The organism is Priestia sp. SRI_019, assembly GCF_057586255.1.
Map to the genome: position 1 here is coordinate 1 of NZ_JBYCZN010000004.1, position 26333 is coordinate 26333.

Consider the following 26333-nt stretch of genomic DNA (forward strand, 5'->3'; position numbering starts at 1 on the left):
AATTAACGTTGACGTTTGTCGCTTTGTTCAGTTTTCAAAGTTCAACCGCCGCTCTTAAGCGACTTTACCATCATAACAAGTTGCAAGCTAGTTGTCAACAAGTTTTTTTATTTGTTTATCACTTCGATGTTTGCTTTAGCAGTTCATCTTAGCGACATTTAATAATATACCACGCCTTCTTTTATTGTGCAATAGTTTTTCGATATATTTTTAAAAACTATTTTCTTGTACGTGAAACGTTAGTCAATTAATAGATACTAGCATATCTAGAGCCACACTAGCATAATGTCTATTAAATCATTATCCGCCAAGGAGGCGTTCACTTGGATACCTTAATTGCAGCTGCACTCTATTTGTCCTTTTGTATGTCTATTCTCTTAATTTCACTTGCTTATTGGGAATCAATTCAAATCTCTAATAAAGAAGGAAGAGTCAACGGCCTTTCATTTATTTCACTTTCAACATTCAGCATGATTTTTTGTTTGTTTACTTCATATTTTTATACCATTCTTTATTAATATGATGTTACGTTGTCTTCTTAATAAAAAGGAGACATTTCTTTATTTTATTACAATATTCGCATTCGGTATACTTACTTATTGAAATCAATACGATAAATTCAGTTACTCCCCTTCTTCATACGTACAGTGGACAATGAAGGAATTTGTCGAATGATTTTTTGGAACACTTTCTTTAAATTTGATAAACTACTTTTAGAAAACGCTTTCATATAAACTTTAACATTATTCAAGGAGGAAACCAAATGAAACCATTGCTTGAATTAACGGTTGGAGAACTTTTAAAAGAAAGTACAAAAAAGTTTGGGCATCAAGAAGCGGTTATTTACTCTGAACAAAATATTCGCTATACGTACGCGGAATTTTATCAAGAAACCTCTCGAGTTGCAAAGGCACTTCTAGCCACCGGTCTCAAAAAAGGCGACCATATCGCTATCTGGGCTACCAACGTGCCGGAATGGTTACTTCTTCAATTCGCAGCAGCTAGAATAGGCGCTGTTTTGGTTACCCTTAATACAAGTTATCAATCCTCTGAATTAGAGTATGTATTGAGTCATTCTGATACAACAGCGCTATTTTTCATTGATGAATTTAAAAGCACTTCTTATACATCTATCATCACCGGTATTGAACATAATCTTCCCAAACTAAAACATCTTATAAACTTAAGTGGATCAAGCGAACATACATCTTGGAACGGGTTTTTAATGAGTAGCTTAATGGTATCGGATGAGGTTCTCGATAAGCATGAACAATCCCTACATATCCATGATGTTATCAATATGCAATATACTTCCGGAACAACAGGCTTTCCAAAAGGAGTTATGCTAAGTCACCATAATATAGTAAACAACGGCTTTTTAGTTGCTCAGTCTATGAAACTGACTAACGAAGACCGCTTATGCATCCCAGTTCCTTTCTTTCATTGCTTTGGATGTGTGCTGGGCGTTCTAGCATGCGTATCTGTAGGTGCTACTATGCTACCGATTATTGAATTTCAACCTGCCTCTGTTTTACGCACCGTAGAGAAAGAAAAATGTACAGCTCTTCACGGTGTACCCACTATGTTTATTGCGGAATTAAATGCACTTGAGTTTGATCAATATGATTTATCTACTCTTCGCACAGGAATCATGGCTGGTTCTAATTGTCCAGCAGAAGTAATGAAGCGAGTCATACATGACATGGGCATCAACGAAATTACCATCGCCTATGGTCAAACCGAAACATCTCCTGTAATCACCCAAACAACCCCAACTGATTCTATCGAGCGGCGAGTACAAACGGTTGGCAAGGTTCATAATCATGTACAGATTCAAATTATTAATCCAGTTACAGGTAAACCAGCTTCTTTCGGAGAACAAGGAGAACTTTGTGCAAAAGGATATTTAACAATGAAAGGATATTACAAAATGCCGGAAGAAACAGAAAAAACAATTGTAGAAGGTTGGCTACATACAGGAGATTTAGCTACCATTGATAAAGATGGCTATGTAAAAATTACAGGACGTCTAAAAGATATGATTATTAGAGGCGGAGAAAATATTTACCCAAGAGAAATTGAAGAGTTTTTATATAAAATACCCGAGGTAGAAGATGTGCAAATTATCGGTGTTCCTGATCCAAAGTATGGAGAACGAGTTGCTGCATGCATTAAACTCAAGCAACATTCTTTGCTTACCGCTCAAGAAATCCAAGACTTTTGCAAAGGTAAGCTTGCTCATTTCAAAATTCCGGAACATATTTATTTTATAGACGACTTTCCCATGACGGCATCCGGCAAGATTCAAAAGTATAAATTAAAAGAAAAGATCGTAGCTCTTTATAAATAATCAGATTTTTTTGAATTTAACCTGTCATTATGAAGAAAAGTTTACTATACTGATACATATCTGTTTTTCTTCTTTCATACAGATATAAACAACAATGTTTATTGAAATAGGTGAAAATAATGGAAAATGAAATGTTGCTCAAATTAGGTATTTCCGCTGTACTTGGTCTTATTATTGGAATTGAAAGGGAACTAAAACGAAAGCCTGTTGGTTTAAAAACATCTCTCGTAATTTCCATTATTAGCTGTTTACTCACGATTGTTTCGATTGAGTCTTCTCAAATTTTTAATAAAGGTGATCATATCACAATGGACCCGCTTCGTCTGGCAGCGCAAATTGTTTCTGGAATTGGTTTTTTAGGGGCGGGCGTCATTTTACGAAAAGAAAATGACAGCATCTCAGGGCTTACAACAGCGGCTATTATCTGGGGAGCAGCAGGTATAGGCATTGCTGTAGGTGCAGGGTTTTATCCTGAAGCTATTACCGGAGTTGTACTGCTCATTATCAGCGTTGAACTTCTTCCCTTCCTTATTACTATTTTGGGGCCTAGGCAACTGCGCGAGAAAGAGCTTATTCTTCAACTCAAGCTGGCGGATAAGCACAATATCTTTGATACAACTAATAGCATTAGAGAAAAGAATATTACAATTAAAAATATTCGAATCAAAGATTTAGACACCAATGAATTGTATATACGAATGAAAGTGTCAGTTAATAACCAGCGCCCTACTACAGAAGTGTATTACGAAATTCAAAAAATCAGCGGTATTCGAAGCATTGAAGTTGAAAATGTATAAATAAAAAACGGCCAACTGGCCGTTTTTTATTTGTATTTTTTAATCTGTTGTAAAAATTCCCGCTGTTTTACTAGAGACAGCCGGTATTGATCATCGATAATTTCTGTTAATAACTCATGTTTACGGCTCTTTGACACATTCAATCTGTGGATAAGAACTCTGCATTCATACAAAAACTGTGTATACTGTGTGTAACTCTCATCATAACTTGAGGATAAGTCTTCTTTGATTCGTTTTGTCAACAAAGGACTAGCGCCATCTGTGGATATTGCTAGCGATAATCTCCCTCTAGAAAACTGTGCAGGAATTTGAATATTTCCATCGGAAAAACTGCTGGCCATATTAACCAACTGATCATTTTTAATATGCTGCTTAACAAACTTATTCACAGCTTGATCATTTGTAGCCACAACAATTAAAAAGACATTAAGTAAGTCTTCTTCTCCCACTTTTTTTCTTTTTACACGCAGCTGATCTTTAGCTTCCCATTCATTTATTTCAGCTGAAACAGTTGGAGCAACCACTGTAATGGCTGCTCCTTCTTGTAAAAAACCTTTAATTCTACGAGTTGCGATTGTTCCGCCCCCAACTACTAAGACCGAACGACCCTTTAAATCAAGCATAACGGTATACATCGTATTGATTTCCTTTGCTCGATAATAACGTTTTTACTTGGTGATTTAAAATGTGTGCAAGTCCATCATGATAACCTAGGTAGTTGGCTAAGATAAACTGCTGGGCATCTGTTGATAGCTGCTCCAATTCTTCCTTAATTTCGTTCATTAAAATACCGGTAAACAAAAGGTACGGAAGAACGAATACTTGCTTATACGAAGTTCGTTTAGCAAGGTGCAGGCCTTCTTTTAAATTAGGAGAAGCTGCAGCTAAATAGCATGTGCTCACTTCTTTAAAAGCACCTTTGCCTTTTAGCAGTTGAGCTATTTCGTTAAAATCTTTTTTTACAGCAGGATCACTGCTTCCTCTGCCGACCAACAATACCATCGAATCTTCATGCTTATCCACATTGGTTTCATTGATTCTCTCTAGCAAGATATCAACAATTCGTTCGTCCACGCCGAACGGTTCTCCGTACAGCACTTCTACCTGGGGATAACGTTCATATACTTTGTGTATTTCTTCAGGTATATCATGCTTTGCATGCGCAGCTGTTAATAACAGAAGGGGCACAATTGCAATACGGGTAGCACCTTGTTCAATACACGCTTCAAATCCTTGTTCAATAGTGGGGGAAGCTAGTTCTAGGAAACAAACTTCTTGAATCGGTACATCTAGATTTTTTTTACATCTTTCAATAAAAGCAACTGCCTGATCAGCGCCTTCTTTTACGCGGCTGCCATGGCAAACATATAAAACTGCATCCATATAATCAACCTCTTTAGTAAGCTTCTTGTGCAAACGAATAGTAATGCTGTCCAGTCTTCTCAAACCAATTTAATCGGTCATGAAAATTCACAACTTCACCAACGATAATCATACTTGGATTTTCAATTTGTTCTTCTTTAACAATATCAACAATTGTACCAAGAGTTCCAGTTACAGTGCGCTGGTCCGCACATGTTCCCCAGTGAATCAATGCAATTGGCGTAGCTGAAGTTTTTCCGTGTTTCATTAACTGTTGGCAAATGTACGGTAAGTTCCGCACCCCCATGTAAATTGCAAGAGTATCTACACCTTTGGCTAGGCTATCCCATTTGATTGCATCATGCTCGCTATCTTTACGATGGCCTGCTACAAAAGCAAAGCTTGCGCTGTATTCCCGGTGAGTGACAGGGATTCCTGCATAAGCAGCAGCTGCGATGCCTGATGTAATTCCTGGAACAATTTCAAATGAAATGCCCTGCTGCACGAGAGCTTCTGCTTCTTCCCCTCCGCGTCCGAAAACAAATGGATCTCCGCCTTTTAAGCGCGTTACAATTTTTCCTTTTTTAGCGAATTTCACTAAAAAGTTGTTAATTGTTTCTTGCTTGAGGGTATGATAGTTCGGAAGCTTTCCACAGTAAATGATATCTGCATCACTTTTAGCATACTCCAGCAGGTCCTTATTCACTAAACGATCATATAAGATAACATCTGCTTGCTGAATTGCTTTCAGCCCTTTTAATGTAATTAAATCTGGATCCCCCGGTCCTGCACCGACTAGATATACTTTCCCCATGAATGCCTTTCACCCTTCCATCATTTCCACGTCTCCGCAGCGCTCCCACATTTTAATTTGAATTAGAACAGCGGACAAAGTCCGCTGTCATTTAGATAAATTTTCGGTTAGCTAAATATTCAATAACAGTTTGTACACATTCTTCTACAGACTGTGTGCTTGTATTAATTGTTAATTCAGGGTTAGCCGGCGACTCATACGGAGAATCAATTCCTGTAAAATCACGGATTTCTCCGCTTCTTGCTTTTTTGTAAAGCCCTTTTGGATCTCTTTTTTCACATTCTTCTAACGGACACTCCACGTATACTTCCAAAAATTCATTCCCCTCTAAGATCTCACGCACTTGAGCGCGGTCCTCTTGGAATGGAGAGATAAATGCTGTTAGTACCACTTGACCGCTGTCTACAAATAGCTTAGAAACCTCACCGATACGGCGAATATTTTCTGTACGATCTTCAGCAGAAAACCCTAGATTCTTATTTAAGCCGAAACGAACATTGTCACCATCTAATACATAGTTGCGAATATTTTTATCAAAAAGCGCCTTTGCCACTGCGTTTGCTACGGTAGATTTACCTGAACCCGAAAGACCTGTAAACCATAATACAAAACTGTGATGATTATTTTGCTCGCGTCTTTCCTCTTTTGTAATTCCAGCATCATGCCACGTAATGTTTGTTGATTTGCTCACTTCAACCGCTCCTTATTTTGAAGATACTTTTTGTTTTGCTAATCCTTTAATTAACACTTCAATTACTTCTTTACGGCTGAATGTGCTTGGTGGCACTTCTCCGTTACGAAGCATTTCACGTACCTTTGTTCCAGATAAAATCATATGATCTTCCTTGCTGTGAGGGCATGTTTTCGTTGATGCCATCGATTCACACTTCTTGCAGTAGAAGCTGTGTTCAAAGAATAAAGGTGTAATTCCTAATTCATCTGCTGTAAAGTTACTGAAGATTTTCTGTGCATCATATGTTCCGTAGTAGTCACCAACACCAGCGTGATCACGGCCTACAATGAAATGCGTGCATCCAAAGTTTTTTCGAACCATTGCATGAAAAATCGCTTCTCTAGGTCCAGCATAACGCATCGCAGCAGGGAAAACTGCTAAAGCTACACGATCGCTAGGATAATAGTTCTCTAAAAGTACTTCATAACTTTCCATACGGATATCTGCTGGGATATCATCTGACTTTGTTTCTCCTACAAGAGGATTTAAGAACAGGCCGTCTACAATTTCTAATGCCGTTTTTTGAATATATTCGTGCGCACGGTGAACAGGGTTACGAGTTTGGAATCCAACAACCGTTTTCCAACCGCGTTCTTCAAATGCTGCTCTTGTTTCAGTTGGATCTAGGTAATACTTTTCAAAACGCGTTTTAGGTGTACGTTCTACAAGTACGATTGGACCTGCTACGTATACATTTGGGCGTTCCATCATTTTTTTCACGCCAGGATGAGCAAGTTCTGCTGTGCGGTACACATTTTCCGCTTCTTTTTCTTTATTAGGCGTATATACTTCAGAAACTTCTAAAACACCATACGTTACGCCGTTTTGAACAAGCTTTACTTTGTCGCCAATGTTTAATTCTTTAGCTTGCTCTTCTGTTACAGGAAGAGTGATAGGAATACTCCATACTGTTCCATCTGCTAAACGCATATTTTCAACAACTGATTGATAATCTTTTTCTCCTAAAAACCCTGTAATTGGGCTGTAAGCACCAATTCCAATTAGTTCTAAATCACTTAGAGCCATGTTATCTACTTCGATTTCTTTTGTTAGTGACGTGTAGTCATATGTTGGTTGATATAAATTAATTAATTCTCCACCGTGTGCTTGAATTGTTGTCATTTTGTAAAATCCTCCTTAAATAATTAACACAATATAATAAAAAGCACTTGAATCACGCAGTCATTTTTTCTTTTTCCGACTGCAAGTTTGCTCTTTTTCTTCTAGTCGCTCTAGCTAAGCTTAGAACACCTGCTGTGGCAATGCAGCCGCTAGCTAACACCACAAATGAATATAAGTCGCTTTCAAGTACTAATTTCACAAGAACATATGAGATTACGAGTGAAAATACGGGGGATACCACCCAAACCTTTAACATTTGAATGACCACTTCACGCTGTTCTTTCGTGAATCCCGTTTTCGCTGCTCCTATTCCAATAATAGAAGACGTAGTGACCTGTGTAAGCGGTACTGGCAAACCAAAAAGTGAAGCTGCTGTAACAAGAGAAGCACCAGTACCCGAGATAATGCACCCTTCTCCTACAGAATAGCGAGTAATTTTTTTCCCGTTTGTTTCAATAACTCGGCCTCCTAGTAAAAGAGCTCCGAGCGCCACAGCCAATCCTCCTGCTATGACACCCGTTGTGGCATCCATTAATCCAGCTCCTACTAGAGGACCGACAGCATTTGCCACGTTATTCATTCCAGCTGAGAAGGCTTCAAAGAATCCCGTGGCTATAACTAAAATCGTTAAAACTCTTTTCCACTTTCCCTCTGCTTCTTTTTTATGCGCTCTGCGTTTTATCACTTTTCCAATCAAAAAAGCAATGACAAATGAAACCAGCGGAACAATAATCCAAAAAGACATGACAACTAAAAGTTTTTCCACATACAGAGATTGATAAGCTACTCCTACTCCAACAACTGAACCAACCGTTACTTCACTTGTTGATAGAGGGATACCAATTAAATTCGCGAAAAAGAGTGACAGCGTTGCAGCAGCCAGAATGATAATAACTAATTCTACTGACAGCAATTTTTCAGGTATGATACCTGAACTGATGGTTTTTACCACCTCGCCGCCTCCGATAATGGCTCCGAGCACAATACCTACAGCACAGATGAACAAGGCTACTCTTCGCTTTTTAATCGCACCGGAGCCGTATGAAACGCCCATAGCTGCTGCTGCACCGCTTGCCCCAATATTCATTGCAAAAAAAAGCGCAATGATAAAGGCAACATATAAAAGCATCATTTATTCAGCTCTTTCGTATTTAAGATTCGTGTAATCCGCATTCAACTTTTTGTGTACCTGCCCATCTTCCTGAACGTAAATCGTCTACGTTGTAGGCAGGTGCGGTACAAGGCTCACAGCCGATGCTTGGGTAGCCTTGATCATGAAGTTTGTTATATGGTAACTCATGCTTATACACATAGCGCCAAACTTCTTTCCAAGACCAATGAATTAACGGGCAGACTTTAACTTTCTTGAATTTCTCATCTTTATTAAAATAATTCGTGTTGGCACGAGATTCAGACTGCTCGCGTCTCAAACCAGAAATCCACGCATCATAAGGAGCAAGTGATTCCCTTAACGGGATGATTTTTCGAATTTGACAGCATAGGTTAGGCTGACTCTTCCAAAGCTCATCTCCATGTTTCTCAGCTTGTTCTGCAAGAGTTAAATCCGGTTTTTTTATATGAATACGCAAATCAGGAAAGCGTTCTTTAATTGCATCAATCACTTCATATGTTTCTTTAAAATGAACGCCCGTATCTAAAAAGACAATTTCAGCATCTTTTTTCACTTTTGAAATTAAATCAATTAACACGATCCCTTCAATACCAAAGCTTGATGCGTAAATAATTGAATCTCCGTAGGTATCATACGCCCACTGCAATGCTGAAAGGGCTCCTTTTGTTTCATCTTCACTGTCGAACTCTGGAAATGTATCACTCCAGTTTTCGTACGTATATAAGTCTGCCATTTTCTTCACTCCAATTCTCAGTTATCCGCGTTATCCAATAAAAAAAGACGGTTTTACCCACTAGAATTGGATAAAACCGCCTCTAGTGTGTCTAGTCAGCGAAACTATTTAATTCTTACTTTGCTTCGACGTGCTCAAAGATTTGTTTTAAGTCGGGGGTTACAGTCATTGATGTCCCTCCTTAAATTATCGCTTGCGCTATATCAAAATAAAAAGTCTTCCATATTGAAAGACTGGGTAGGCAATAAATTTTCACCTTATCTTTCAAAATGATACACACTTTGCTGGAATTAGCACCTTGCTAAGCAGGTTGCCGGGGTTCAGCGGGCCAGATCCCTCCACCACTCTTGATAAGCATTTTTTAAAAATTTTAGCATATTTAGAATATTTGTCAACATTAAAAATCATATATCCGATAAGAAAACTATACTTTAAATTCACAGAAATATCTATACTTTTATTTAAAACAACATATGTAAATTTAAACCAAATGTGAACATATCAGTTTATAAAACGCTTTCTTTTCCCTCAACTTTTTATATTCTCTTCCTAAATAAAACACAACACCTCTCTATAAAATTAATAAGGGATTTATAAGCTTTACGGATAATTCACCCACATTAGCACACATTACAGATAACACTGACTGACAGATAGGAGCTATATAAGATGGAGAGACAATCCTTTCAATTAGACGATACAATTAAAAATAATGTACGAACATATTTACAGCAAATTTCAACTGAAGCCTCTAATTTAATCAAACATTTAGATACGAGTGATCATTGTATCCTATGTGATTTTGAGGAGATGAGGAGGTTATTTCAAGATGTTCAAGCTACGGCCGCCTCTTATTACTTGCGTCATTATCTATCGCCTTATACATTTGAATATGCTGCTCTGTCCTTAGCTATTCATAACCTTTCTGAGAAACGTCACGGCGCTTTAATTGTCATTGAACGGGAACAAAATGTAGACCCTCTTATTCAAAAGGGAATGCCTATTCAAGCTCCTGTCAGCGCTACGCTAGTTGAGACACTGTTCTACCCAGGGACCCCCTTACATGACGGAGCCGTCCTAATTAGAAATAATCAGCTTATCTCAGCTGCTAATGTTTTACCTCTCTCGTCTATTATTTCAACGACCAAAAAATTGGGAACACGTCACCGTGCAGCCATTGGAATGTCGGAAAAATCGGATGCACTAATTTTAGTTGTATCTGAAGAAACAGGCAAAATTTCGTTTGCTCTTGATGGAAGCCTCTACCCTATTCACTCCAGCAAAAATATGATTTAAGAGCCCTTTCCTGATAAGCAGCCCTATCTTGACTTCTATATCCTTTCTCTTTAATATATTTCATAGTTTTTACATACTATAGATACGGGTGATGCATATGACAATTTTAAAATTTGAACATGTAGGCGTTCAAGTAAAGGATATAGAAGAATCTATTGAGTTCTATACGCAAAAAGTGGGATTAGAGCTCATCGAAACACTACCACATACCGATCCGTCTTTGAAGCTAGCTTTTCTAGGTTTAGAAGGCAATGTAATCGTAGAGTTAATTCAAGGGTATAACTCAAGCTTACCTAACGAAGGTAAAGTTCATCATTTTGCGCTGGCGGTAGACGGAATTGAAGAGGAGTTTGAGCGTTTAAAATCAGCAGGCGTTTCATTTGTGGAAGAAAACATTGTAACTTTGCCAAATGGAGCAAGATACTTATTTTTCTACGGTCCAGACAAAGAATGGATTGAATATTACGAAGTAAAAAGATAAAGATATCTTATACCTTCAGTGAAAAATGGTCATACTGTGGCTATGACTAATTACTGGAGGTTTTTTTATGATGGAATGGCTATTATTTCGACTTTTCCGTCGTTCTATTTTAGTGCGGCTTCTTTTTATTATCGGCTGCCTTGTTCTACTTTTTGGCATGCTTATACATTTCCTAGAGCCGCAAACGTTTGGGAATGTATTTGAAGGAATTTGGTGGGTTATTATTACAATCTCTACTATAGGGTACGGTGATTTTGCTCCGACCACTACGATTGGAAGGTTAGCTGCAATTATTTTAGTCCTGATCGGAACAGGATTTATTACCACTTATTTTGTTACGCTTTCTAAAATTGCTGTTTCCGCTGAGAGCGCTTATTTGGAAGGGAATTTAAAATTTTATGGAAAAGATCACTTCATCGTTGTTGGGTGGAATGAGCGCGCCAAACTCGTGTTAGAGTCTTATCGCGACGCATTTCATAAAGAAGACATTGTTCTTATCGACGACTCTCTGACTAAAAATCCCATGATTTGTGATCGCGTTCATTTTATTAAAGGAAGTCCTTCTCATTATGAAGTATTAGAACTTGCCAACGCTCGGTACGCAAAAAAAGTGCTGATTACTGCCGATCAGCATAAGACAGAAGAATATGCAGACATGAATACGATTGTTACGTTAGTCGCTCTGCAAGGATTGAATCCTTCTATTTACAGCATCGTTGAACTGTTAACAAAAAAGCATATTCAAAATGCACAAAATTTGGGTGTGAATGAAATGATTAAAACAAATGAGTTGATTAGTCAAGTCATGTACGAACATATTTTTGTGAAAAAATTAGAGAGTTTAAAAAAAGAATAGTTCCTTCAATTACTGAAGCAGCGCATCTTCTGCCTCTCTAATTAGCTCTTCTCCTAAGCTGATATACTTTTCTGGAAATGAAGCGTCTGCGTCTTGGGGTTCTGCAAACTGATTAAATGAAGCACTCACATTTCCATTGTGAACATCGTCATCTAGACCAATTTGATATTTATGTGAAAGTAAAAATGGCGTGCCAATCTGTACGGTTGTTCCTTTAGAATCCAGTTCTCCGTTCGTAGCTGTAAACGGGATACGTAAAAACTGATAGCCGACTTCATCATTCATCTTATAGTCGAATGAACCATGGTCATAATCCCAATTCCCTCCAATGTTATACCCAAGCGGCTTAAGCGTTTTTTCTAATTCGTAAAGCTTGAATAATGTTCCCTCTAATCTTGAAGATAATTCAATCATGTTATCCCTCCTCTGTTTTAACATGTCCTTTTTCCAGCGTTTTATCCTTTATCTCAAAAGCAAAAAAGTTCACCTTCTAACAAGAAGGTGAACTTTTTATTTATTTCAAACGCTTTTCTAATTCTGCTTTTTTCTCTTCAAAACCAGGTTTTCCAAGAAGAGCAAACATATTTACTTTGTATGCTTCTACTCCCGGCTGATCGAATGGGTTTACGCCTAATAAATAGCCGCTGATTGCACATGCTTTTTCGAAGAAATATACAACATATCCGAACGTATACTCATCTAGCGCAGGAATGTTCACAACTAAGTTTGGAACGCCTCCATCTGTGTGAGCAAGCATTGTACCTTGGAACGCTTTTTTATTTACAAAGTCAACTGTTTCACCAGCTAAGTAATTTAATCCATCTAAGTCCGCTGCATCTTCTTCAATTGTGAGCTCATGACGAGAATCTTGAACTTGTACAATTGTTTCAAAAATATCACGACGACCTTCTTGTACATATTGACCTAAAGAATGAAGATCCGTTGAGAAGTTAGCAGATGAAGGGTAGATACCTTTTTGGTCTTTTCCTTCACTTTCGCCAAATAACTGTTTCCACCACTCAGCAAAGTATTGAAGAGCTGGCTCATAGTTAATCAACATTTCAATTGTTTTTCCTTTATTATAAAGCACATTACGAGCTACAGCATATTGATAAGCTGGGTTCTCTTCTAGCTCTGATGATGAGAATGCTTCTTGAGCATCAGCTGCCCCTTTCATCATTTGTTCGATATCAAGACCCGCAGCGGCAATTGGTAATAAGCCAACCGCAGTTAATACTGAATAACGGCCGCCTACATCATCTGGAATAACAAATGTTTCATAGCCTTCTTCGTCCGCTAATGTTTTTAATGCGCCGCGCGCTTTATCTGTTGTTGCATAAATACGCTTGCGTGCTTCTTCTTTGCCATATTTCTCTTCTAATAATTTACGGAAGATACGGAAAGCAATCGCCGGTTCTGTTGTTGTACCAGATTTTGAAATAACATTAATAGAGAAATCTTTATCTTTTAAAACATCCATTAAGTCTTTCATGTATGTTGAGCTGATGTTGTTACCAGCAAAAATAACTTGCGGAGTTTTACGCTGTTCTTTTGATAATGTGTTATAGAATGAATGCTGAAGCATTTCAATAGCAGCACGAGCACCTAAGTAAGATCCTCCAATACCGATAACAATTAATATGTCTGAATCAGATTTAATTTTTTCTGCACTTTTTTGAATGCGTGCAAATTCTTCTTTGTCATACTCCGTAGGAAGGTCGACCCATCCTAAAAAGTCATTTCCAGCACCTGTTTTCTCATGAATTGAATGGTGAGCTACTTTCACGGCATCACGTAAGTATGTAAGTTCATGTTCACCAAAAAATGATAACGCGTTTGAATAATCAAAACGAACATGTGTCATAGTCTGTTCCTCCATTAAAATATCTTTATTTTTCACTTTATCGAAACTGCTAGCTGAATTCAAGTGAATCCACTTACAATTTGACACAATCATTATAGTTTGTTGAAACTGCAATCATTGTATGTACCCTTTTATTTAACGATAAATTCAGTTGTGAAGTCAACTAATGTTCTTTGATTACAGGATGTAATTCATGCACGATTACGCAAATAATAAGCAAATAAAAAACGACTAAAGAGTGATCTTCAATCGTTTTTTATTTGCTTATCGGGTGGGGTGTAATATAGTTCATTTCACCTATTTTCACATATTGTCTCGGTTTATAAGAGGCTTTTAAAAGGGAAGAGTCTATTGATATGGAATTTTCAGCTTGGTTTTTAGAAGTGAGTAGCATCCTGTTTTCTTCTTTCATTTCCAAGTGGTTATTCAGCACAAATCCGCTCATACATAATGCGGTAAAAATGAGAAAACTGATGGCTATTTGTTTCCTATACATTTCCATCACCTCACTCTTAGAATGACAATTTCGAGTGATTTTTATACGTTCAAAAAATTTTTTTATGTTTTTTTTATGGATTTTGTGACGAGTTTCTATTTATTTAATAAGGTTTGAAAAATCCGCTGATACTAAGAAATAGCATGGATGCATGCATAATTAAATTATTATATAATCGGTTACAGAATTGAATATCACAAGGAGGTTTGTCTTTTGTCGTGGTTGCACTTGGTGATTTTATCGCCTTTTTTATTAGCCTTTTTTGTCCCCCTTCTGTATAGGAAATTCCAACGTATTCATACAGGGTGGTTCGTTTTACCTCTTCCACTTGTGTTGTTCATTTATTTCACACAATATATCAGTGGTGTTTCTAAGGGGGAAACATATCTACATTCAATGAAATGGATACCTAGTCTGGGCATTAACTTTGATGCCTATGTGGATGGACTTGGTCTTCTGTTTTCTCTATTAATCACCGGAATTGGGACACTTGTTATTCTTTACTCCATTTATTATCTTTCTAAGACAAAAGAAGCACTGCATTCGTTTTATGTCTATTTGCTTCTTTTTATGGGGTCGATGCTAGGAGTTGTATTATCAGACAACCTAATGAGCCTTTACAGCTTTTGGGAATTAACAAGCCTTTCATCTTTTTTATTGATTGGTTATTGGTATAAACGAGAGAAATCTCAATACGGAGCCTTAAAATCTATGCTCATTACCGTATTCGGAGGACTTTCCTTATTAGCAGGAATTGTGCTTTTATACGTCATGACAGGTACTTTCAGCATACGCGAAATTATCTCAAACGTAGATGTAGTCACATCAAGCCATCTATTCATTCCAGCTCTAGTCCTCATTTTATTAGGGGCCTTTACAAAATCTGCTCAGTTTCCTTTTCATATTTGGCTGCCAGATGCAATGGAAGCTCCAACCCCAGTGAGTGCATACCTTCATTCAGCCACAATGGTAAAAGCGGGAATTTATCTTTTAGCAAGACTTAGCCCTGTTTTTGCTATAAGCGCCACTTGGTTTTTTGCTATTTCAATCATAGGACTAATTACACTGTTTTGGGGCTCATTTTCAGCAGTAAAGCAACAAGACCTGAAAGGGATTTTAGCTTTTTCAACCATTAGTCAGCTCGGGATGATTATGTCACTTATAGGAGTAGGTAGCGCAGCTATTCACTATGATTTTTTAGACGATAATATCTACTTAGTAGCTCTTACTGCAGCGGTCTTCCATTTGATTAACCACGCTACCTTCAAAGGCAGCTTGTTTATGGTAGTAGGGATTGTCGATCATGAAACAGGCACGCGTGACATTAGAAAGTTAGGCGGGTTAATGAGCTTCATGCCTGTGACATTTACCATTGCTATCATCGGGGGATTTTCAATGGCGGGTCTTCCTCCCTTTAATGGATTCTTAAGTAAAGAGATGTTTTTTACAGGCATGGTAAACGTGACAAAAATGGATATGTATAGCATGCAGACGTGGGGAATTTTGTTGCCTATCATCGCTTGGTTAGGAAGTATTTTCACTTTCGTCTATAGTATGATTCTTGTCTTTAAAACCTTTACAGGCAAATACCAGCCCGAAAAACTAGAGAAGAAGCCGCATGAAGCACCAGTAGGCATGCTTATTTCACCTGTTATTTTAGCATCACTGGTTGTTATTTTCGGCTTTGCTCCTAATTTATTAGAATCAACCCTTATTGAGCCAACAATGGCCTCTATCGCACCTAGCCTGCTAGCTGAAGGTAAAGAATATCAAGTGCATATTAAATTTTGGCATGGCTTTACGCCAGAATTATTTATGACGCTAGGGGTCATCATATTTGGTATTTTATTATTTATGACGATTCAAAAGTGGTCAAAAATTTATACACGATTCCCTTCTTCTTTAACGCTTAATAACGGCTATAATTATGGAATTAAAGGGATGGAAAAAGGGTCAACACGTATCATGAAAACATTAATGACAGGATTTATTAGAGACTATCTTTTAATCATTTTTACTTTCATAGGCATTTTACTTCTCGTGACGCTCTTTTCTCAGAATGCCTTTGCGATTGATTTAAAAGATACTGCTTCTATAGGCGTTTATGAGGCCATATTAGCAGTCGTAATGGTTGCAGCTACTATTACAACTTTATTAGCAAAATCACGCCTCACAGCCATTATTTCGCTCGGAGTTGTCGGGTATACGCTCTCTTTATTTTTCGTACTATTCCGAGCTCCTGACTTAGCTTTGACTCAATTAGTTATTGAAACTGTATCGGTATCCCTGTTTTTACTATGTTTCTACTACTTGCCGGAGTTTCGGAAACGAAAAGTAAGGGTGAAGTTTCAGCTGCCAAACTTACTGGTTGCTCTTCTTGTAGGAACGACTGTTACACTGCTTGGCATATCAGCAAACAGTACGAAATTATTTGAATCGATTTCACATTACTTTATTGAAAACAGCTACGAAAAAGCAGGCGGCGAAAACATGGTGAACGTAATCCTTGTGGACTTTCGCGGATTTGATACACTATTTGAAATTACCGTACTTTGTATAGCAGCTCTTGCTATCTATGGCATGATTCGTCTTCGGTTAACAAAGGAGGAAGAAGAGTGAAAAAAAATGATTTGATACTACAAACCACAACGAAAGTAGTCACGTTCATTATTATCATTTTTGCCATTCATCTTTTCTTTGCAGGTCATTATACACCGGGAGGAGGGTTTGTTGGGGGACTTACTACCTCAGCAGCCCTTGTATTACTACTGCTGGCTTTCGATATAAAAACCGTATCAAAAGTCATTCCATTTGATTATAAGAAGGTCGCGGCTTCCGGACTGCTGCTAGCTATTTTAACGGGGCTTGGGTCATTTATTTTCAAAGTCCCATTTCTAACTCACACATATAGCTACTTTAACCTTCCCCTTCTCGGGAAAACATCTTTAGCTACCGTTGTACTGTTTGATTTAGGTGTATATCTAGTAGTTGTTGGTGTGACGATGACCATTATTCAAACGATTGGAGAGAGTGAATAGTGGAAATATTAATGTCCATAGTGGCAGGGATTCTATTCACTGCCGCTGTATATCTCATGTTATCGCGCAGTTTACTGCGAATTATTATTGGAACAGGCTTATTAAGCCACGGTGTTCACCTGTTAATTTTAACGATGGGCGGATTAAAAGGGGGGAGTGTTCCCCTTCTGGGAGAAAAGGCTTCTTCTTATACAGATCCTTTACCTCAAGCCCTCATTTTAACTGCCATTGTCATAAGCTTTGGCGTCACTTCTTTTTTCCTTGTACTAGCGTACAGGGCTTATCAAGAACTCGGAACAGACGATATGGACAAGTTAAGGGGAAATGAACATGACGAGTAATTTTGTAATCATCCCACTGCTTATCCCGTTTGTTGTAGGTGTTGTGCTCATTTTTTTCAAAGACAATATTAAACTTCAAAGGATAATCAGTGTTTTATCATTAATCACCACCACTGCTTTTGCTGCCTATTTAGTACAACTGGTTCAGTCAAAAGGTATTTTAACTCACGAGCTTGGGAACTGGAAGCCTCCTTTTGGAATTATTCTAGTAGCGGACATGTTCGCGTCCCTTCTCGTACTTACTGCTAGTGTGGTAACACTATGCTGCGTTCTTTTTGCCTTTCAAACAATTGGGGAAAAGCGTGAACGCTTTTACTTTTATTCATTTGTACAATTTTTATTAGTGGGCGTATTCGGTGCCTTTTTAACAGGTGATATCTTTAACTTATTTGTCTTTTTTGAAGTCATGCTTATGTCTTCGTACGCTCTTATTGTAATTGGCGGTACAAAAGCACAGCTTCGAGAGTCACTTAAGTATATTTTAGTCAATGTCATTTCATCCGCTTTGTTTGTCATTGCCGTTGCTTATTTATATGCCGTAACAGGAACTCTCAACATGGCGGACCTTTCACAGCGAATTGCTGAGGCGAACCAGCCGGGAATTTTAACAACTATTGGCATGCTTTTATTTATCGTCTTTGCCTTAAAAGCAGCTTTATTTCCAATGTATTTCTGGCTTCCAGGTTCATATAGTGCGCCTCCACCGGTTATTATCGGGTTGTTTGGTGCTTTGCTCACAAAAGTAGGCGTTTATTCGATTTTCAGGACTTTCACTTTACTGTTTTACCATCATCCTGAATTTACTCATCAAATTATCGGCTACGTTGCGCTTTTGACTATCGTTGTTGGTGCAGTAGGCGCCATTGCTTATTCGGATGTAAATAAAATCTTAATTTATAACATTATTATTGCTGTCGGAGTCATTGTCTACGGGGTGACCTTGACAACAAACGCAGGTTTTGAAGGAGCTATTTATTATTTAATTCACGACATGATTATTAAAGCAGCTCTATTCCTTCTTGCTGGAAGTATCGTTCGAATAACTGGAACAACAAAATTAAAGAAAATGGGTGGGTTAATTAAAGACTATCCGCTGCTTGGCTGGATGTTTTTTATCGCTACTATTTCGTTGGCAGGAATTCCTCCCCTAAGCGGCTTTATTGGAAAATTCCTTTTAGTTCAGGGCGGCTTAGAATCAGAGAGCTACACGTTTGTAGGAGTTTTACTAGTTTCAAGCCTGCTTGTTTTATATTCTGCCATTAAGATTTTCATGAGCTGCTTCTGGGGTGAACCTAAGCTTTCTTCTGAGCATGAAAAAGTATCCCTTAAAGGCATTCTATACCCATCTGCTATCTTACTTGCTGTTTCTGTCTTTTTGGGACTAGGTGCAGAAGCTGTTATTCCTTATGTGTCAACAGCCGCTCAAACGCTTATGGATCCTTCAATTTATATCCAATCGGTGTTAAAGGAGTAGATCTGCATGTCATTTCAACTATTATTAAACGTAATCATTGCATTCACATGGATGTTTTTGAGGGGAATTTGGACACTCCCTTCCTTTATTATAGGTTTTTTCTGGGGAGCAGTACTGCTGTTTATTTTCCGCCGTTTTTTTCACAGACGTTTTTACTTGCATAAAGTGTATGCGATCATTAAACTGCTGTTTATTTTCATACGAGAATTATTCAAAGCCAATATTGCAGTGACTAAGGACGTATTGCGCCCTAAATTAAATATTCAGCCAGCCATCTTTGCAATGCCAACCCGTCTGGAGAGTGAATGGGAAATTACCATTCTTTCTCTTTTAATTACGCTAACGCCAGGCACACTGGTGATGGATGTGTCCGATGATAATTCTACTATCTATATTCATGCAATCAATACAGACGATATTGATGACATTATTACAGATATTCAGCAAACATTCGAAAAAGCTATTATGGAGGTGAGTCGTTAAATGCTCGATATTTTTTTAAACGTTTCGCTCATTCTCATTTCTGCTTCAACTATTGGGTTTGTTTATCGAGTGGTAAAAGGTCCGTCCACTGCTGATCGAGCAATGGCCCTTGATGCTATTGGAATTAACATCATTGCCATCACGGCCATCATCTCAATTATTTTTCGAACTCAGGCTTTTTTCGAAGTCATTTTACTGCTAGGCATCATAGCCTTTGTAGGTACCGTTGCTTTTTCTAAGTTTTTAGAGAAAGGAGAAGTGATTGAATATGAACGTGATCAGTGAAATCATTGTAGGAGCTTTGGTACTAATAGGGTCTCTTCTGACAGTTGTGACCATGATTGGGCTTATTCGCTTGCCTGATACGTACACAAGAAGTCACGCTGCATCTAAAAGTGCTACCTTGGGCGTTCTGTTTATATTAGTGGGCTGCTTACTCTACTTTTGGATCGACACCGGCCATATTAGTGCACGGTTAATTTTAGCCATTGTCTTTGTGTTTATCACCTCTCCTATTGCTGGGCATTTATTAGGGAGAGCGGCTTATTACAGCGGAGTTCCTCTTTCTGATAAAACCGTTCGGGATGATTTAAAAACCAAACAGCAGAAAAAGCTTACCCATCATGAATAGAAAAAAACGCCGTGCGGTTTGCACGGCGTTTTTTATCGAGAATCTTATAAAGAAGCGCGTAGGATTGCTAGTACATCTTCTTTGTTTAATTTTTTAAATTTACCAAATTCACCTTTAGCCATTGCACGATCAGCCATAAGATCTAATTTGTCTTCACCAATATCATAATCAGCTAAGCGAGTTGGTGCACCTAGGCTTGACCAGAATTCACGAAGCTTATCAACACCTTCAAGTGCTACTTCTTTATCCGTCTTGCCTTCTGTATCTACGTTAAATACGCGTACAGCTACTTGCTTGAAGCGATCTACGTTCTCATCCATTACGTGCTTCATCCAGTTCGGGAATAAAATTGCCAGTCCACCTGCATGTGGAATGTCATATACAGCTGATACCGCATGCTCAATATTGTGAGTAGCCCAATCGCCTTGGTGTCCCATTTGTAACATACCGTTTAATGCGATTGTCCCATTGTATAAAATCGTTTCACGTAACTCGTAGTTCTCTAAGTCGTTTAATAATTTTGGTCCCGTTTCAATAACCGTTTGCAGTACTCCTTCACACATGCGATCTTGAAGCGGCGTATTTGTTGCAGCATGGAAATATTGTTCAAATACGTGGCTCATCATGTCAACCATGCCATAAACTGTTTGATTTTTTGGTACAGTAAATGTATTAACGGGATCTAAAATAGAAAATTGAGGGAATGTTGCCGGACTGCCCCAGCCGTATTTTTCTTGTGTTTCCCAATTTGTAATAACAGAACCAGCATTCATTTCTGAACCTGTTGCTGCTAATGTTAGCACGGTTCCAAATGGAAGAGCTTCAGCTGCGAATACGTCGCGGTTAATGATGTCCCATACGTCTCCATCATATTTTGCGCCTGCTGCGATTGCTTTTGTACAATCGATTACGCTTCCTCCACCAACTGCAAGTAAAAATTCAATACCGTTTTCTTTACAAATATCGATTCCTTTGCGAACAGTTGTCAGACGAGGATTCGGCTCTACTCCCGCTAACTCATGTACTTCTGCATTCATGTCATTCAGTACATCCATTACTTGATCATATAAACCGCTGCGTTTTACGCTTCCTCCGCCGTATACTAATAATATCTTTTTACCAAAGCGACTTGCTTCTGTTTTTAATTGCTCTAATTGACCTTTACCAAAAATTAATTTTGTAGGGTTATAAAATGTAAAATTGTTCACTATAAACTCCTCCTTACGAGCTTGATTACATGCATCATTATGAAGAACAACTTTTTGATTGTAAAGAAAATTGACTTCCTAAAGATTATTCCCTGTTGGCTAGATGCTCACCCCATCCAAATGAACGTTTATTTGTCTGTATCTTCCAAAAGTAAATATGCATATTTCCCTCTAAAAAAAGCAGGCTAATAAGTGAACTACAAAACAAGGAGGGTTCATCATGAGTGGTATTCAACGTATTGCGCTCGTATTAACGATTATTGGAGCAATTAACTGGGGACTTATTGGCTTTTTTCAATTTGATTTAGTAGCAGCAATCTTCGGCGGTCAAACATCTGCTTTCTCCCGCATTATCTATGGATTGGTTGGAATCGCAGGACTGATTAACCTAGGTCTATTATTTAAACCTTCTGCTGAAGTAGAGCGTACAGAACCTAGAACGGAACATTAAAAAAAGAAGGATAGCTAAGCTATCCTTCTTTTTTTTCTTATTTCTTAATTAGATCTTCGCGGTTTGATTGCTCAATCCACTCTTCTAATTTTTCTTTTAAAGTGTTGAATCCTTGAGTAGATTCAGTGTGAACTGTTGCTTGACCTTGACGCTTTTTAGCAGGTTTTTTAGGTGCAGAAGCTTCAGTTTTTTCTGGAGCTGGCTCAGTTGCACGAATAGATAAACCAATTTTACCAGTTGACTCATCAACAGATAAAACTTTAACGTTTACTTCGTCTCCTACTGATAAATGTTCGTTAATATCTTTAACGAAGCCATGTTTTACTTCTGAGATATGAACTAATCCTTGAGTTTCTTCATTTAATGCAACGAATGCACCGTATGGTTGAATTCCTGTTACTTTACCTTTTGTAACAGTACCGATTTCAAATTTTGACATATAAACACTCCTAGATACCTTATTATTTTCACCATTATAGCCAATTTAAAATTATAGCACAGTTCATAGATTGAATCAAAAAGTAGTTATACTATATTTATTATTTACCAATTTTGTCACAAATATAAACTAACACTACATTTCATCATAGCAAAAAAGATATTATATCAAACCGTCTATACGATATGACATAATATCTTATTTTTATTATAACTTATTTTCAACAAAACGGCTAATCCGTTTTATGGATTCTTCTAATGATTCCATTGAAGAGGCGTATGAACAGCGAATATGTCCCTCTCCGCCTTTTCCAAATACATTGCCTGGCACCACGGCTACTCGCTCTTCAAGCAAAAGCTGCTCAGCGAATTCTTCCGATGACAATCCAGTTTTCTTGATAGACGGGAACACATAAAACGCTCCTCCAGGAGAATGGCATTCCAGACCAATTTGATTTAATGACTTCACCATATAGTTCCGTCTTCTGCGATAGCTTTTTCTCATCTCTTCTACGTCATGCTGCCCATTTTGTAGTGCTTCAATTGCTCCATATTGTGCCATGGTAGGCGCACACATCATTGTATACTGATGAATTTTCAGCATTGCTTTAGCAATCTCAGTTGGTGCACATATGTACCCAAGACGCCATCCAGTCATGGCAAACCCTTTAGAAAAGCCAGAAATAATAATGGTTCGTTCTTTCATTCCTTCTAAAGAAGCAATAGATGTAAATTCTTCATCATATGTTAATTCTGCATATATTTCATCCGTGATAACAAGCAAGTCATGCTTTATGACAATATCAGCAATAGCCTGCAGCTCTTCTTTAGATAGTGAGCTTCCTGTTGGATTATTAGGAGAGCATAAAAGAAGGGCTTTCGTGTTGCTTGTAATGACTTCTTCAATCTGTCTAGGCTGCAGTTTAAACTCTGTTTCTGCCGTTGTTTCAATTGCCACAGGAACTCCTCCTGCTAGCGAAATTAACGGGCTGTAAGACACAAAATTTGGCTCCACGACAATAATTTCATCTTCAGGGTTAATCAAAGCTCGCATTGTAATATCTAGAGCCTGACTTCCTCCAACGGTCACAATAATATCATCTTTATAATCATACGAGACGTTAAAATTTCTTTTCATATACTTCATAATTTCAAAGCGGAGCTCTAAAAGTCCCGCATTTGCTGTATAAGAGGTATATCCCCTTTCCAACGATAAAATACTCGCTTCTCGAACAGCCCAAGATGTGACAAAATCAGGTTCACCTACTCCAAGAGAGATGACGTTATCCATACTTGCTGCTAAATCAAAAAAGCGGCGAATACCTGAAGGTTTCAGCTGTTGTACAGTTGTTGACAAGCGCTCTTTCATTACGGAGACACCACGATTCTGCGATCTTCATCGCCTTGGTCATAGATGGTACCATCGTGCTTGTACTTTTTCATGATAAAGTGAGTCGTTGTAGATAAAACAGAGTCTAGCGTAGAAAGCTTTTCGGAAACAAAAAACGCTACTTCAGACATTGATTTTTCTTCAATAATAACAGACAAATCATATGCTCCTGACATTAGGTACACGGATTTCACTTCTTGAAAACGATAGATGCGCTCCGCAATCTCGTCAAAGCCTACTCCTCGCTTTGGTGCAACTTTTACATCTATCATAGCCGTGACACCCTCATGTCCATCTACTCGTCTCCAGTTAATATCAGCTGAATATTGCACAATTACTTTTTCTCTCTCTAGCTTTTTAACAATATTAGAGGTTTCTTCAAACGTTAAATCCACCATTTTTGAAATACTATCTATCGAAATACGGCTATTTTTTTCTAGAATTTCTAAAATTTCTAACTCTTTTTCTTCTAAGAACACAGCGTTCCCCTCCTACAACGATTAAATTTTTTCACTTTTTCCATTATATCAAATTTAAACACATCTTTAATGTGAAATCTATACCGGTAAGTGAGTTTCATTTTATAGATTGCTGGAAACTAGGACAGACTAGAAAGAAAAAGATGGAGTGAACCAAATTGACTGAATCTAAAATTACTTGCCACCAGCGTACTTTTAATGGAGTCAATGTTTACTACGAATGCCATAACTATCATCCTGATAAACCAGCCATTATATTTATTCACGGCTTTTTATCATCGAGTTTTAGCTTTCGACGTTTAATTCCTTTATTTGAAGATACGTTTTCTATCATTACGCTGGACCTTCCGCCATTTGGGCGAAGTGAAAAATCGTTAACCTTTCAATACTCGTATAAAAATTTAGCCAGAATTGTCATCGAATTGATTGAATATTTAAAGTTGAAAGATGTTGTACTATCGGGACACTCAATGGGAGGACAAGTTTGTTTAAACGTAGCAAAGTTAAAGCCTTCTTGCGTATCGAAACTAGTTCTTCTTTGCAGCTCAGCTTATTTAGGCCCCTCACATTATGGATTGGTCATGTCTTCTTATGTTCCCTTCTTTTATCTGTGGGTAAAAACGTGGCTGTCTCGCAAAGGTGTATTAGGCAACTTGCAAAATGTCGTATTTGACCATAAGTTAATCGACGAAGAAATGATTGATGGCTATACTGAACCATTTTTGGATGACCGTACGTTTATGGCTTTAACCAGAATGATTCGTGATCGAGAAGGAGACCTATCCTCAAAGGATTTGCAGCACATAAAAAAACCAAGTTTACTCATTTGGGGAGAAGAAGACCGGGTTGTTCCTTTGCATCTCGGACGTAAGTTAAAAGATGATTTAACAGACTCTACCTTTATCTCTTTAAAGGAAATTGGACACCTTTTACCAGAAGAGTGTCCCGACATTGTGCAATCTCATATGGTCGATTTCTTGTACGGTGAAAAAGCCCTGTCTCAATAATGACGGGGCGGGTTCGTATATTTCACACGAGGCGCTAACTTTAATAAAAATTTATTAGTCGTGCTTCAGCAATTTTTTCACTTTCTTTATTGACTTCACAAGTTAACTTCGTTGACAAACGTATTAAAAATAAGCAAACTATTATATTAAAAAAGGGGGTACTTTTATTGTCTACTTATTCTTTTGATCAATTAATTAACCGTACAGGTACGCAGTCCGTAAAGTGGGACAAAACTGATCTTGTTTTTGGAGCAAAAGATGTTCTGCCTTTTTGGGTAGCTGATATGGATTTCCAAGCGCCGCCTAATGTTCTTCAAACCATTAATGAGCGTGTCAAACATGGTATTTTCGGCTACACTTCCCCTACTGAATCTACGGCGAATGCTTTATCATCTTGGGTAGAAAAAAAGCATCAGTGGACCATTGATCATGAATGGATTACATACAGTCCAGGAGTTGTGTTTGCCCTGAGTATGGCTATTCAAGCATTTACGGAACCCGGAGATTCAATTTTAATTCAGCCTCCAGTCTATACTCCATTTTTTAACATGATAAAGGTAAATGATCGAGAAGTTGTTGAAAATCCGTTAAAACTTGCAGGCGATAAATACGAAATTGATTTTTCAGATTTAGAGAAAAAATTTGCAGAAGGCGTAAAATTAATGATTCTTTGCAGCCCTCATAATCCAGTAGGACGCGTGTGGACAAAAGAAGAACTGAAGAAGCTTGCCGACCTTTGTGAAAAATACAATGTATTAATTGTTTCAGATGAAATCCATTCTGATCTAATTTACCAGCCTTATAAACACATTCCCATCAGCATGGTGAGTGAAGATGCAGCCAATCGAACCATTACGTGTATGGCCCCTAGCAAAACATTTAATATACCGGGACTTCAGGCTTCAGCTGTTATTATTCCAAATGAGAAACTGCGCACACAGTATGTTCAGCAGCAGCAAAAACAAGGGTTTTCTAACTTAAACACATTCGGAATAATTGGGTTAGAGGCAGCTTATAGTGAAGGTGAAGAGTGGTTAGAAGCACTGCTTGTGTATCTGAAGAAAAATGTAGATCTCGTGACGCGTTTTATAAGTGAGAACTTGCCTGAACTGCGAGTGGTTCAGCCAGAAGGAACTTATTTACTATGGATTGACTGCACCAAGCTGCATTTATCAGAAGAAGAATTACATGAACGCTTATTAGAAAAAGGGAAAATTGCCGTAGAAAAAGGCGAAAAATACAGTTCCACATATGGAAAAGGTTTTATCCGCTTGAACATTGGCTGTTCACATGAACAGCTTCAAGAAGGATTAAATCGCTTAAAAATAGCTTTAACGTAAAAAACAGCGTTCTTTCG

29 protein-coding genes and 1 riboswitch are annotated in these 26333 nt (G+C 37.9%); of the genes, 16 read left to right on the forward strand and 13 right to left on the reverse strand.

Annotation, left to right across the window (positions count from 1 at the left end):
* Positions 1–323 precede the first annotated feature (323 nt).
* The 3 genes from AC2YJL_RS20860 (at position 324) to AC2YJL_RS20870 (ending at position 3147) form a co-directional block, all read left to right on the forward strand.
* Complete coding sequence (locus AC2YJL_RS20860; protein WP_028412596.1) at positions 324–518, forward strand: hypothetical protein; 195 nt, start codon at positions 324–326, stop codon at positions 516–518.
* A gap of 245 nt (positions 519–763) precedes the next feature.
* Positions 764–2350, forward strand: coding sequence for an AMP-binding protein (locus tag AC2YJL_RS20865; RefSeq protein ID WP_230933744.1), 1587 nt, complete (start codon positions 764–766; stop codon positions 2348–2350).
* Between the two features lie 119 nt (positions 2351–2469).
* Complete coding sequence (locus tag AC2YJL_RS20870; protein WP_013059577.1) at positions 2470–3147, forward strand: MgtC/SapB family protein; 678 nt, start codon at positions 2470–2472, stop codon at positions 3145–3147.
* Between the two features lie 26 nt (positions 3148–3173).
* Here AC2YJL_RS20870 and AC2YJL_RS20875 read toward each other — a convergent pair whose 3' ends face one another.
* From AC2YJL_RS20875 to AC2YJL_RS20905, 7 genes are all read right to left on the reverse strand, one after another.
* Positions 3174–3782 (reverse strand): NAD(P)-binding protein, encoded by a 609-nt coding sequence (locus AC2YJL_RS20875; RefSeq protein WP_028409576.1) that lies wholly within the window; start codon positions 3780–3782, stop codon positions 3174–3176.
* The gene (locus tag AC2YJL_RS20880) at positions 3763–4530 is read right to left on the reverse strand and encodes a sirohydrochlorin chelatase (RefSeq protein WP_230933745.1); all 768 of its coding nucleotides are present in this window, start codon (positions 4528–4530) and stop codon (positions 3763–3765) included. Before AC2YJL_RS20880 ends, AC2YJL_RS20875 begins: the two co-directional genes overlap by 20 nt.
* A 13-nt stretch (positions 4531–4543) precedes the next feature.
* Complete coding sequence (cobA, locus tag AC2YJL_RS20885) at positions 4544–5323, reverse strand: uroporphyrinogen-III C-methyltransferase (protein WP_013059580.1); 780 nt, start codon at positions 5321–5323, stop codon at positions 4544–4546.
* 91 nt (positions 5324–5414) lie between these two features.
* The gene (cysC, locus tag AC2YJL_RS20890; protein ID WP_014457932.1) at positions 5415–6014 is read right to left on the reverse strand and encodes an adenylyl-sulfate kinase; all 600 of its coding nucleotides are present in this window, start codon (positions 6012–6014) and stop codon (positions 5415–5417) included.
* Positions 6015–6026: 12 nt separating this feature from the next.
* Positions 6027–7178, reverse strand: coding sequence for a sulfate adenylyltransferase (sat, locus tag AC2YJL_RS20895; protein ID WP_025752727.1), 1152 nt, complete (start codon positions 7176–7178; stop codon positions 6027–6029).
* Between the two features lie 52 nt (positions 7179–7230).
* Positions 7231–8310, reverse strand: a complete 1080-nt coding sequence (gene cysP / locus AC2YJL_RS20900; RefSeq protein ID WP_028409579.1) for a sulfate permease — start codon at positions 8308–8310, stop codon at positions 7231–7233.
* Positions 8311–8329: 19 nt separating this feature from the next.
* A complete protein-coding gene (locus AC2YJL_RS20905; RefSeq protein ID WP_050688981.1) occupies positions 8330–9043 on the reverse strand; it encodes a phosphoadenylyl-sulfate reductase in 714 nt (237 codons plus the stop codon).
* A 254-nt stretch (positions 9044–9297) separates the two neighbouring features.
* Positions 9298–9400, reverse strand: a riboswitch (SAM riboswitch).
* A gap of 312 nt (positions 9401–9712) precedes the next feature.
* On the opposite strand from AC2YJL_RS20905, the gene cdaS reads away from it, so the two are divergent.
* The 3 genes from cdaS to AC2YJL_RS20920 all read left to right on the forward strand — a co-directional run bounded on the left by cdaS (position 9713) and on the right by AC2YJL_RS20920 (position 11676).
* Positions 9713–10339, forward strand: coding sequence for a sporulation-specific diadenylate cyclase CdaS (gene cdaS / locus AC2YJL_RS20910; RefSeq protein ID WP_050688980.1), 627 nt, complete (start codon positions 9713–9715; stop codon positions 10337–10339).
* Positions 10340–10436: 97 nt separating this feature from the next.
* A complete protein-coding gene (locus AC2YJL_RS20915; RefSeq protein ID WP_013085297.1) occupies positions 10437–10820 on the forward strand; it encodes a VOC family protein in 384 nt (127 codons plus the stop codon).
* A 67-nt stretch (positions 10821–10887) separates the two neighbouring features.
* The gene (locus AC2YJL_RS20920) at positions 10888–11676 is read left to right on the forward strand and encodes a potassium channel family protein (RefSeq protein ID WP_028409582.1); all 789 of its coding nucleotides are present in this window, start codon (positions 10888–10890) and stop codon (positions 11674–11676) included.
* A gap of 9 nt (positions 11677–11685) precedes the next feature.
* On the opposite strand, the gene AC2YJL_RS20925 is transcribed toward AC2YJL_RS20920, so the two are convergent.
* Positions 11686–12090 carry a YugN-like family protein gene (locus AC2YJL_RS20925; RefSeq protein ID WP_016765797.1) on the reverse strand — a complete coding sequence of 135 codons (405 nt, stop codon included), beginning with the start codon at positions 12088–12090 and terminating at the stop codon, positions 11686–11688.
* 100 nt (positions 12091–12190) lie between these two features.
* Entirely contained in the window at positions 12191–13540 is a 1350-nt protein-coding gene (locus tag AC2YJL_RS20930; RefSeq protein WP_230933746.1) for a glucose-6-phosphate isomerase, read from the reverse strand.
* A 709-nt stretch (positions 13541–14249) separates the two neighbouring features.
* On the opposite strand from AC2YJL_RS20930, the gene AC2YJL_RS20935 reads away from it, so the two are divergent.
* Genes AC2YJL_RS20935 through mnhG form a run of 7 tightly spaced genes read left to right on the forward strand, consistent with a single transcriptional unit; the run spans position 14250 to position 20003 of the window.
* The gene (locus tag AC2YJL_RS20935; protein ID WP_098967070.1) at positions 14250–16655 is read left to right on the forward strand and encodes a Na+/H+ antiporter subunit A; all 2406 of its coding nucleotides are present in this window, start codon (positions 14250–14252) and stop codon (positions 16653–16655) included.
* A complete protein-coding gene (locus tag AC2YJL_RS20940) occupies positions 16652–17074 on the forward strand; it encodes a Na(+)/H(+) antiporter subunit B (protein ID WP_013085301.1) in 423 nt (140 codons plus the stop codon). The genes AC2YJL_RS20935 and AC2YJL_RS20940 overlap by 4 nt, the downstream gene beginning before the upstream one ends.
* A complete protein-coding gene (locus tag AC2YJL_RS20945) occupies positions 17074–17415 on the forward strand; it encodes a Na(+)/H(+) antiporter subunit C (RefSeq protein ID WP_013059592.1) in 342 nt (113 codons plus the stop codon). The genes AC2YJL_RS20940 and AC2YJL_RS20945 overlap by 1 nt, the downstream gene beginning before the upstream one ends.
* On the forward strand, positions 17405–18889 hold the full coding sequence (locus AC2YJL_RS20950) for a Na+/H+ antiporter subunit D (RefSeq protein ID WP_230933747.1): 1485 nt from the start codon (positions 17405–17407) through the stop codon (positions 18887–18889). The genes AC2YJL_RS20945 and AC2YJL_RS20950 overlap by 11 nt, the downstream gene beginning before the upstream one ends.
* A 6-nt stretch (positions 18890–18895) precedes the next feature.
* Entirely contained in the window at positions 18896–19372 is a 477-nt protein-coding gene (locus tag AC2YJL_RS20955) for a Na+/H+ antiporter subunit E (protein ID WP_251568976.1), read from the forward strand.
* Positions 19373–19657, forward strand: a complete 285-nt coding sequence (locus tag AC2YJL_RS20960; protein ID WP_013059595.1) for a Na(+)/H(+) antiporter subunit F1 — start codon at positions 19373–19375, stop codon at positions 19655–19657. It abuts the gene before it with no gap.
* Positions 19641–20003: a monovalent cation/H(+) antiporter subunit G gene (gene mnhG, locus AC2YJL_RS20965; RefSeq protein ID WP_013085304.1), complete on the forward strand. Its 363-nt coding sequence runs from the start codon at positions 19641–19643 to the stop codon at positions 20001–20003. The genes AC2YJL_RS20960 and mnhG overlap by 17 nt, the downstream gene beginning before the upstream one ends.
* Positions 20004–20047: 44 nt before the next feature.
* Here the strand turns inward: mnhG and AC2YJL_RS20970 are convergent, their stop codons facing one another.
* Positions 20048–21211, reverse strand: coding sequence for an iron-containing alcohol dehydrogenase (locus AC2YJL_RS20970; RefSeq protein ID WP_013085305.1), 1164 nt, complete (start codon positions 21209–21211; stop codon positions 20048–20050).
* 220 nt (positions 21212–21431) lie between these two features.
* Between AC2YJL_RS20970 and AC2YJL_RS20975 the strand changes: the two genes are divergently transcribed.
* On the forward strand, positions 21432–21662 hold the full coding sequence (locus AC2YJL_RS20975; RefSeq protein ID WP_013059598.1) for a DUF378 domain-containing protein: 231 nt from the start codon (positions 21432–21434) through the stop codon (positions 21660–21662).
* Positions 21663–21699: 37 nt separating this feature from the next.
* Here AC2YJL_RS20975 and yugI read toward each other — a convergent pair whose 3' ends face one another.
* From yugI to AC2YJL_RS20990, 3 genes are all read right to left on the reverse strand, one after another.
* On the reverse strand, positions 21700–22101 hold the full coding sequence (gene yugI / locus AC2YJL_RS20980) for a S1 domain-containing post-transcriptional regulator GSP13 (protein ID WP_013059599.1): 402 nt from the start codon (positions 22099–22101) through the stop codon (positions 21700–21702).
* 207 nt (positions 22102–22308) lie between these two features.
* Positions 22309–23469 (reverse strand): aminotransferase, encoded by a 1161-nt coding sequence (locus tag AC2YJL_RS20985; RefSeq protein WP_013059600.1) that lies wholly within the window; start codon positions 23467–23469, stop codon positions 22309–22311.
* Positions 23469–23969: an Lrp/AsnC family transcriptional regulator gene (locus tag AC2YJL_RS20990; protein ID WP_013059601.1), complete on the reverse strand. Its 501-nt coding sequence runs from the start codon at positions 23967–23969 to the stop codon at positions 23469–23471. The genes AC2YJL_RS20985 and AC2YJL_RS20990 overlap by 1 nt, the downstream gene beginning before the upstream one ends.
* 158 nt (positions 23970–24127) lie before the next feature.
* On the opposite strand from AC2YJL_RS20990, the gene AC2YJL_RS20995 reads away from it, so the two are divergent.
* The gene (locus AC2YJL_RS20995) at positions 24128–24976 is read left to right on the forward strand and encodes an alpha/beta fold hydrolase (RefSeq protein WP_028412611.1); all 849 of its coding nucleotides are present in this window, start codon (positions 24128–24130) and stop codon (positions 24974–24976) included.
* 167 nt (positions 24977–25143) lie between these two features.
* The gene (locus tag AC2YJL_RS21000) at positions 25144–26316 is read left to right on the forward strand and encodes a MalY/PatB family protein (protein ID WP_230933751.1); all 1173 of its coding nucleotides are present in this window, start codon (positions 25144–25146) and stop codon (positions 26314–26316) included.
* The last annotated feature ends 17 nt before the right edge of the window (positions 26317–26333 follow it).

Bases quoted from the DNA above. Each gene is read 5' to 3' on its own strand.
- cdaS (WP_050688980.1), top strand. From the start codon at position 9,713: ATGGAGAGACAATCCTTTCAATTAGACGATACAATTAAAAATAATGTA.
- AC2YJL_RS20950 (WP_230933747.1), top strand. From the start codon at position 17,405: ATGACGAGTAATTTTGTAATCATCCCACTGCTTATCCCGTTTGTTGTA.
- AC2YJL_RS20870 (WP_013059577.1), top strand. From the start codon at position 2,470: ATGGAAAATGAAATGTTGCTCAAATTAGGTATTTCCGCTGTACTTGGT.
- AC2YJL_RS20865 (WP_230933744.1), top strand. From the start codon at position 764: ATGAAACCATTGCTTGAATTAACGGTTGGAGAACTTTTAAAAGAAAGT.
- cysP (WP_028409579.1), bottom strand. From the start codon at position 8,310: ATGATGCTTTTATATGTTGCCTTTATCATTGCGCTTTTTTTTGCAATG.
- AC2YJL_RS20955 (WP_251568976.1), top strand. From the start codon at position 18,896: ATGTCATTTCAACTATTATTAAACGTAATCATTGCATTCACATGGATG.
- AC2YJL_RS20960 (WP_013059595.1), top strand. From the start codon at position 19,373: ATGCTCGATATTTTTTTAAACGTTTCGCTCATTCTCATTTCTGCTTCA.
- mnhG (WP_013085304.1), top strand. From the start codon at position 19,641: ATGAACGTGATCAGTGAAATCATTGTAGGAGCTTTGGTACTAATAGGG.
- yugI (WP_013059599.1), bottom strand. From the start codon at position 22,101: ATGTCAAAATTTGAAATCGGTACTGTTACAAAAGGTAAAGTAACAGGA.
- AC2YJL_RS20920 (WP_028409582.1), top strand. From the start codon at position 10,888: ATGATGGAATGGCTATTATTTCGACTTTTCCGTCGTTCTATTTTAGTG.
- AC2YJL_RS20985 (WP_013059600.1), bottom strand. From the start codon at position 23,469: ATGAAAGAGCGCTTGTCAACAACTGTACAACAGCTGAAACCTTCAGGT.
- AC2YJL_RS20915 (WP_013085297.1), top strand. From the start codon at position 10,437: ATGACAATTTTAAAATTTGAACATGTAGGCGTTCAAGTAAAGGATATA.
- AC2YJL_RS20880 (WP_230933745.1), bottom strand. From the start codon at position 4,530: ATGGATGCAGTTTTATATGTTTGCCATGGCAGCCGCGTAAAAGAAGGC.
- AC2YJL_RS20975 (WP_013059598.1), top strand. From the start codon at position 21,432: ATGAGTGGTATTCAACGTATTGCGCTCGTATTAACGATTATTGGAGCA.
- AC2YJL_RS20905 (WP_050688981.1), bottom strand. From the start codon at position 9,043: ATGGCAGACTTATATACGTACGAAAACTGGAGTGATACATTTCCAGAG.
- AC2YJL_RS20930 (WP_230933746.1), bottom strand. From the start codon at position 13,540: ATGACACATGTTCGTTTTGATTATTCAAACGCGTTATCATTTTTTGGT.
- AC2YJL_RS20925 (WP_016765797.1), bottom strand. From the start codon at position 12,090: ATGATTGAATTATCTTCAAGATTAGAGGGAACATTATTCAAGCTTTAC.
- cobA (WP_013059580.1), bottom strand. From the start codon at position 5,323: ATGGGGAAAGTATATCTAGTCGGTGCAGGACCGGGGGATCCAGATTTA.
- sat (WP_025752727.1), bottom strand. From the start codon at position 7,178: ATGACAACAATTCAAGCACACGGTGGAGAATTAATTAATTTATATCAA.
- AC2YJL_RS20875 (WP_028409576.1), bottom strand. From the start codon at position 3,782: ATGTATACCGTTATGCTTGATTTAAAGGGTCGTTCGGTCTTAGTAGTT.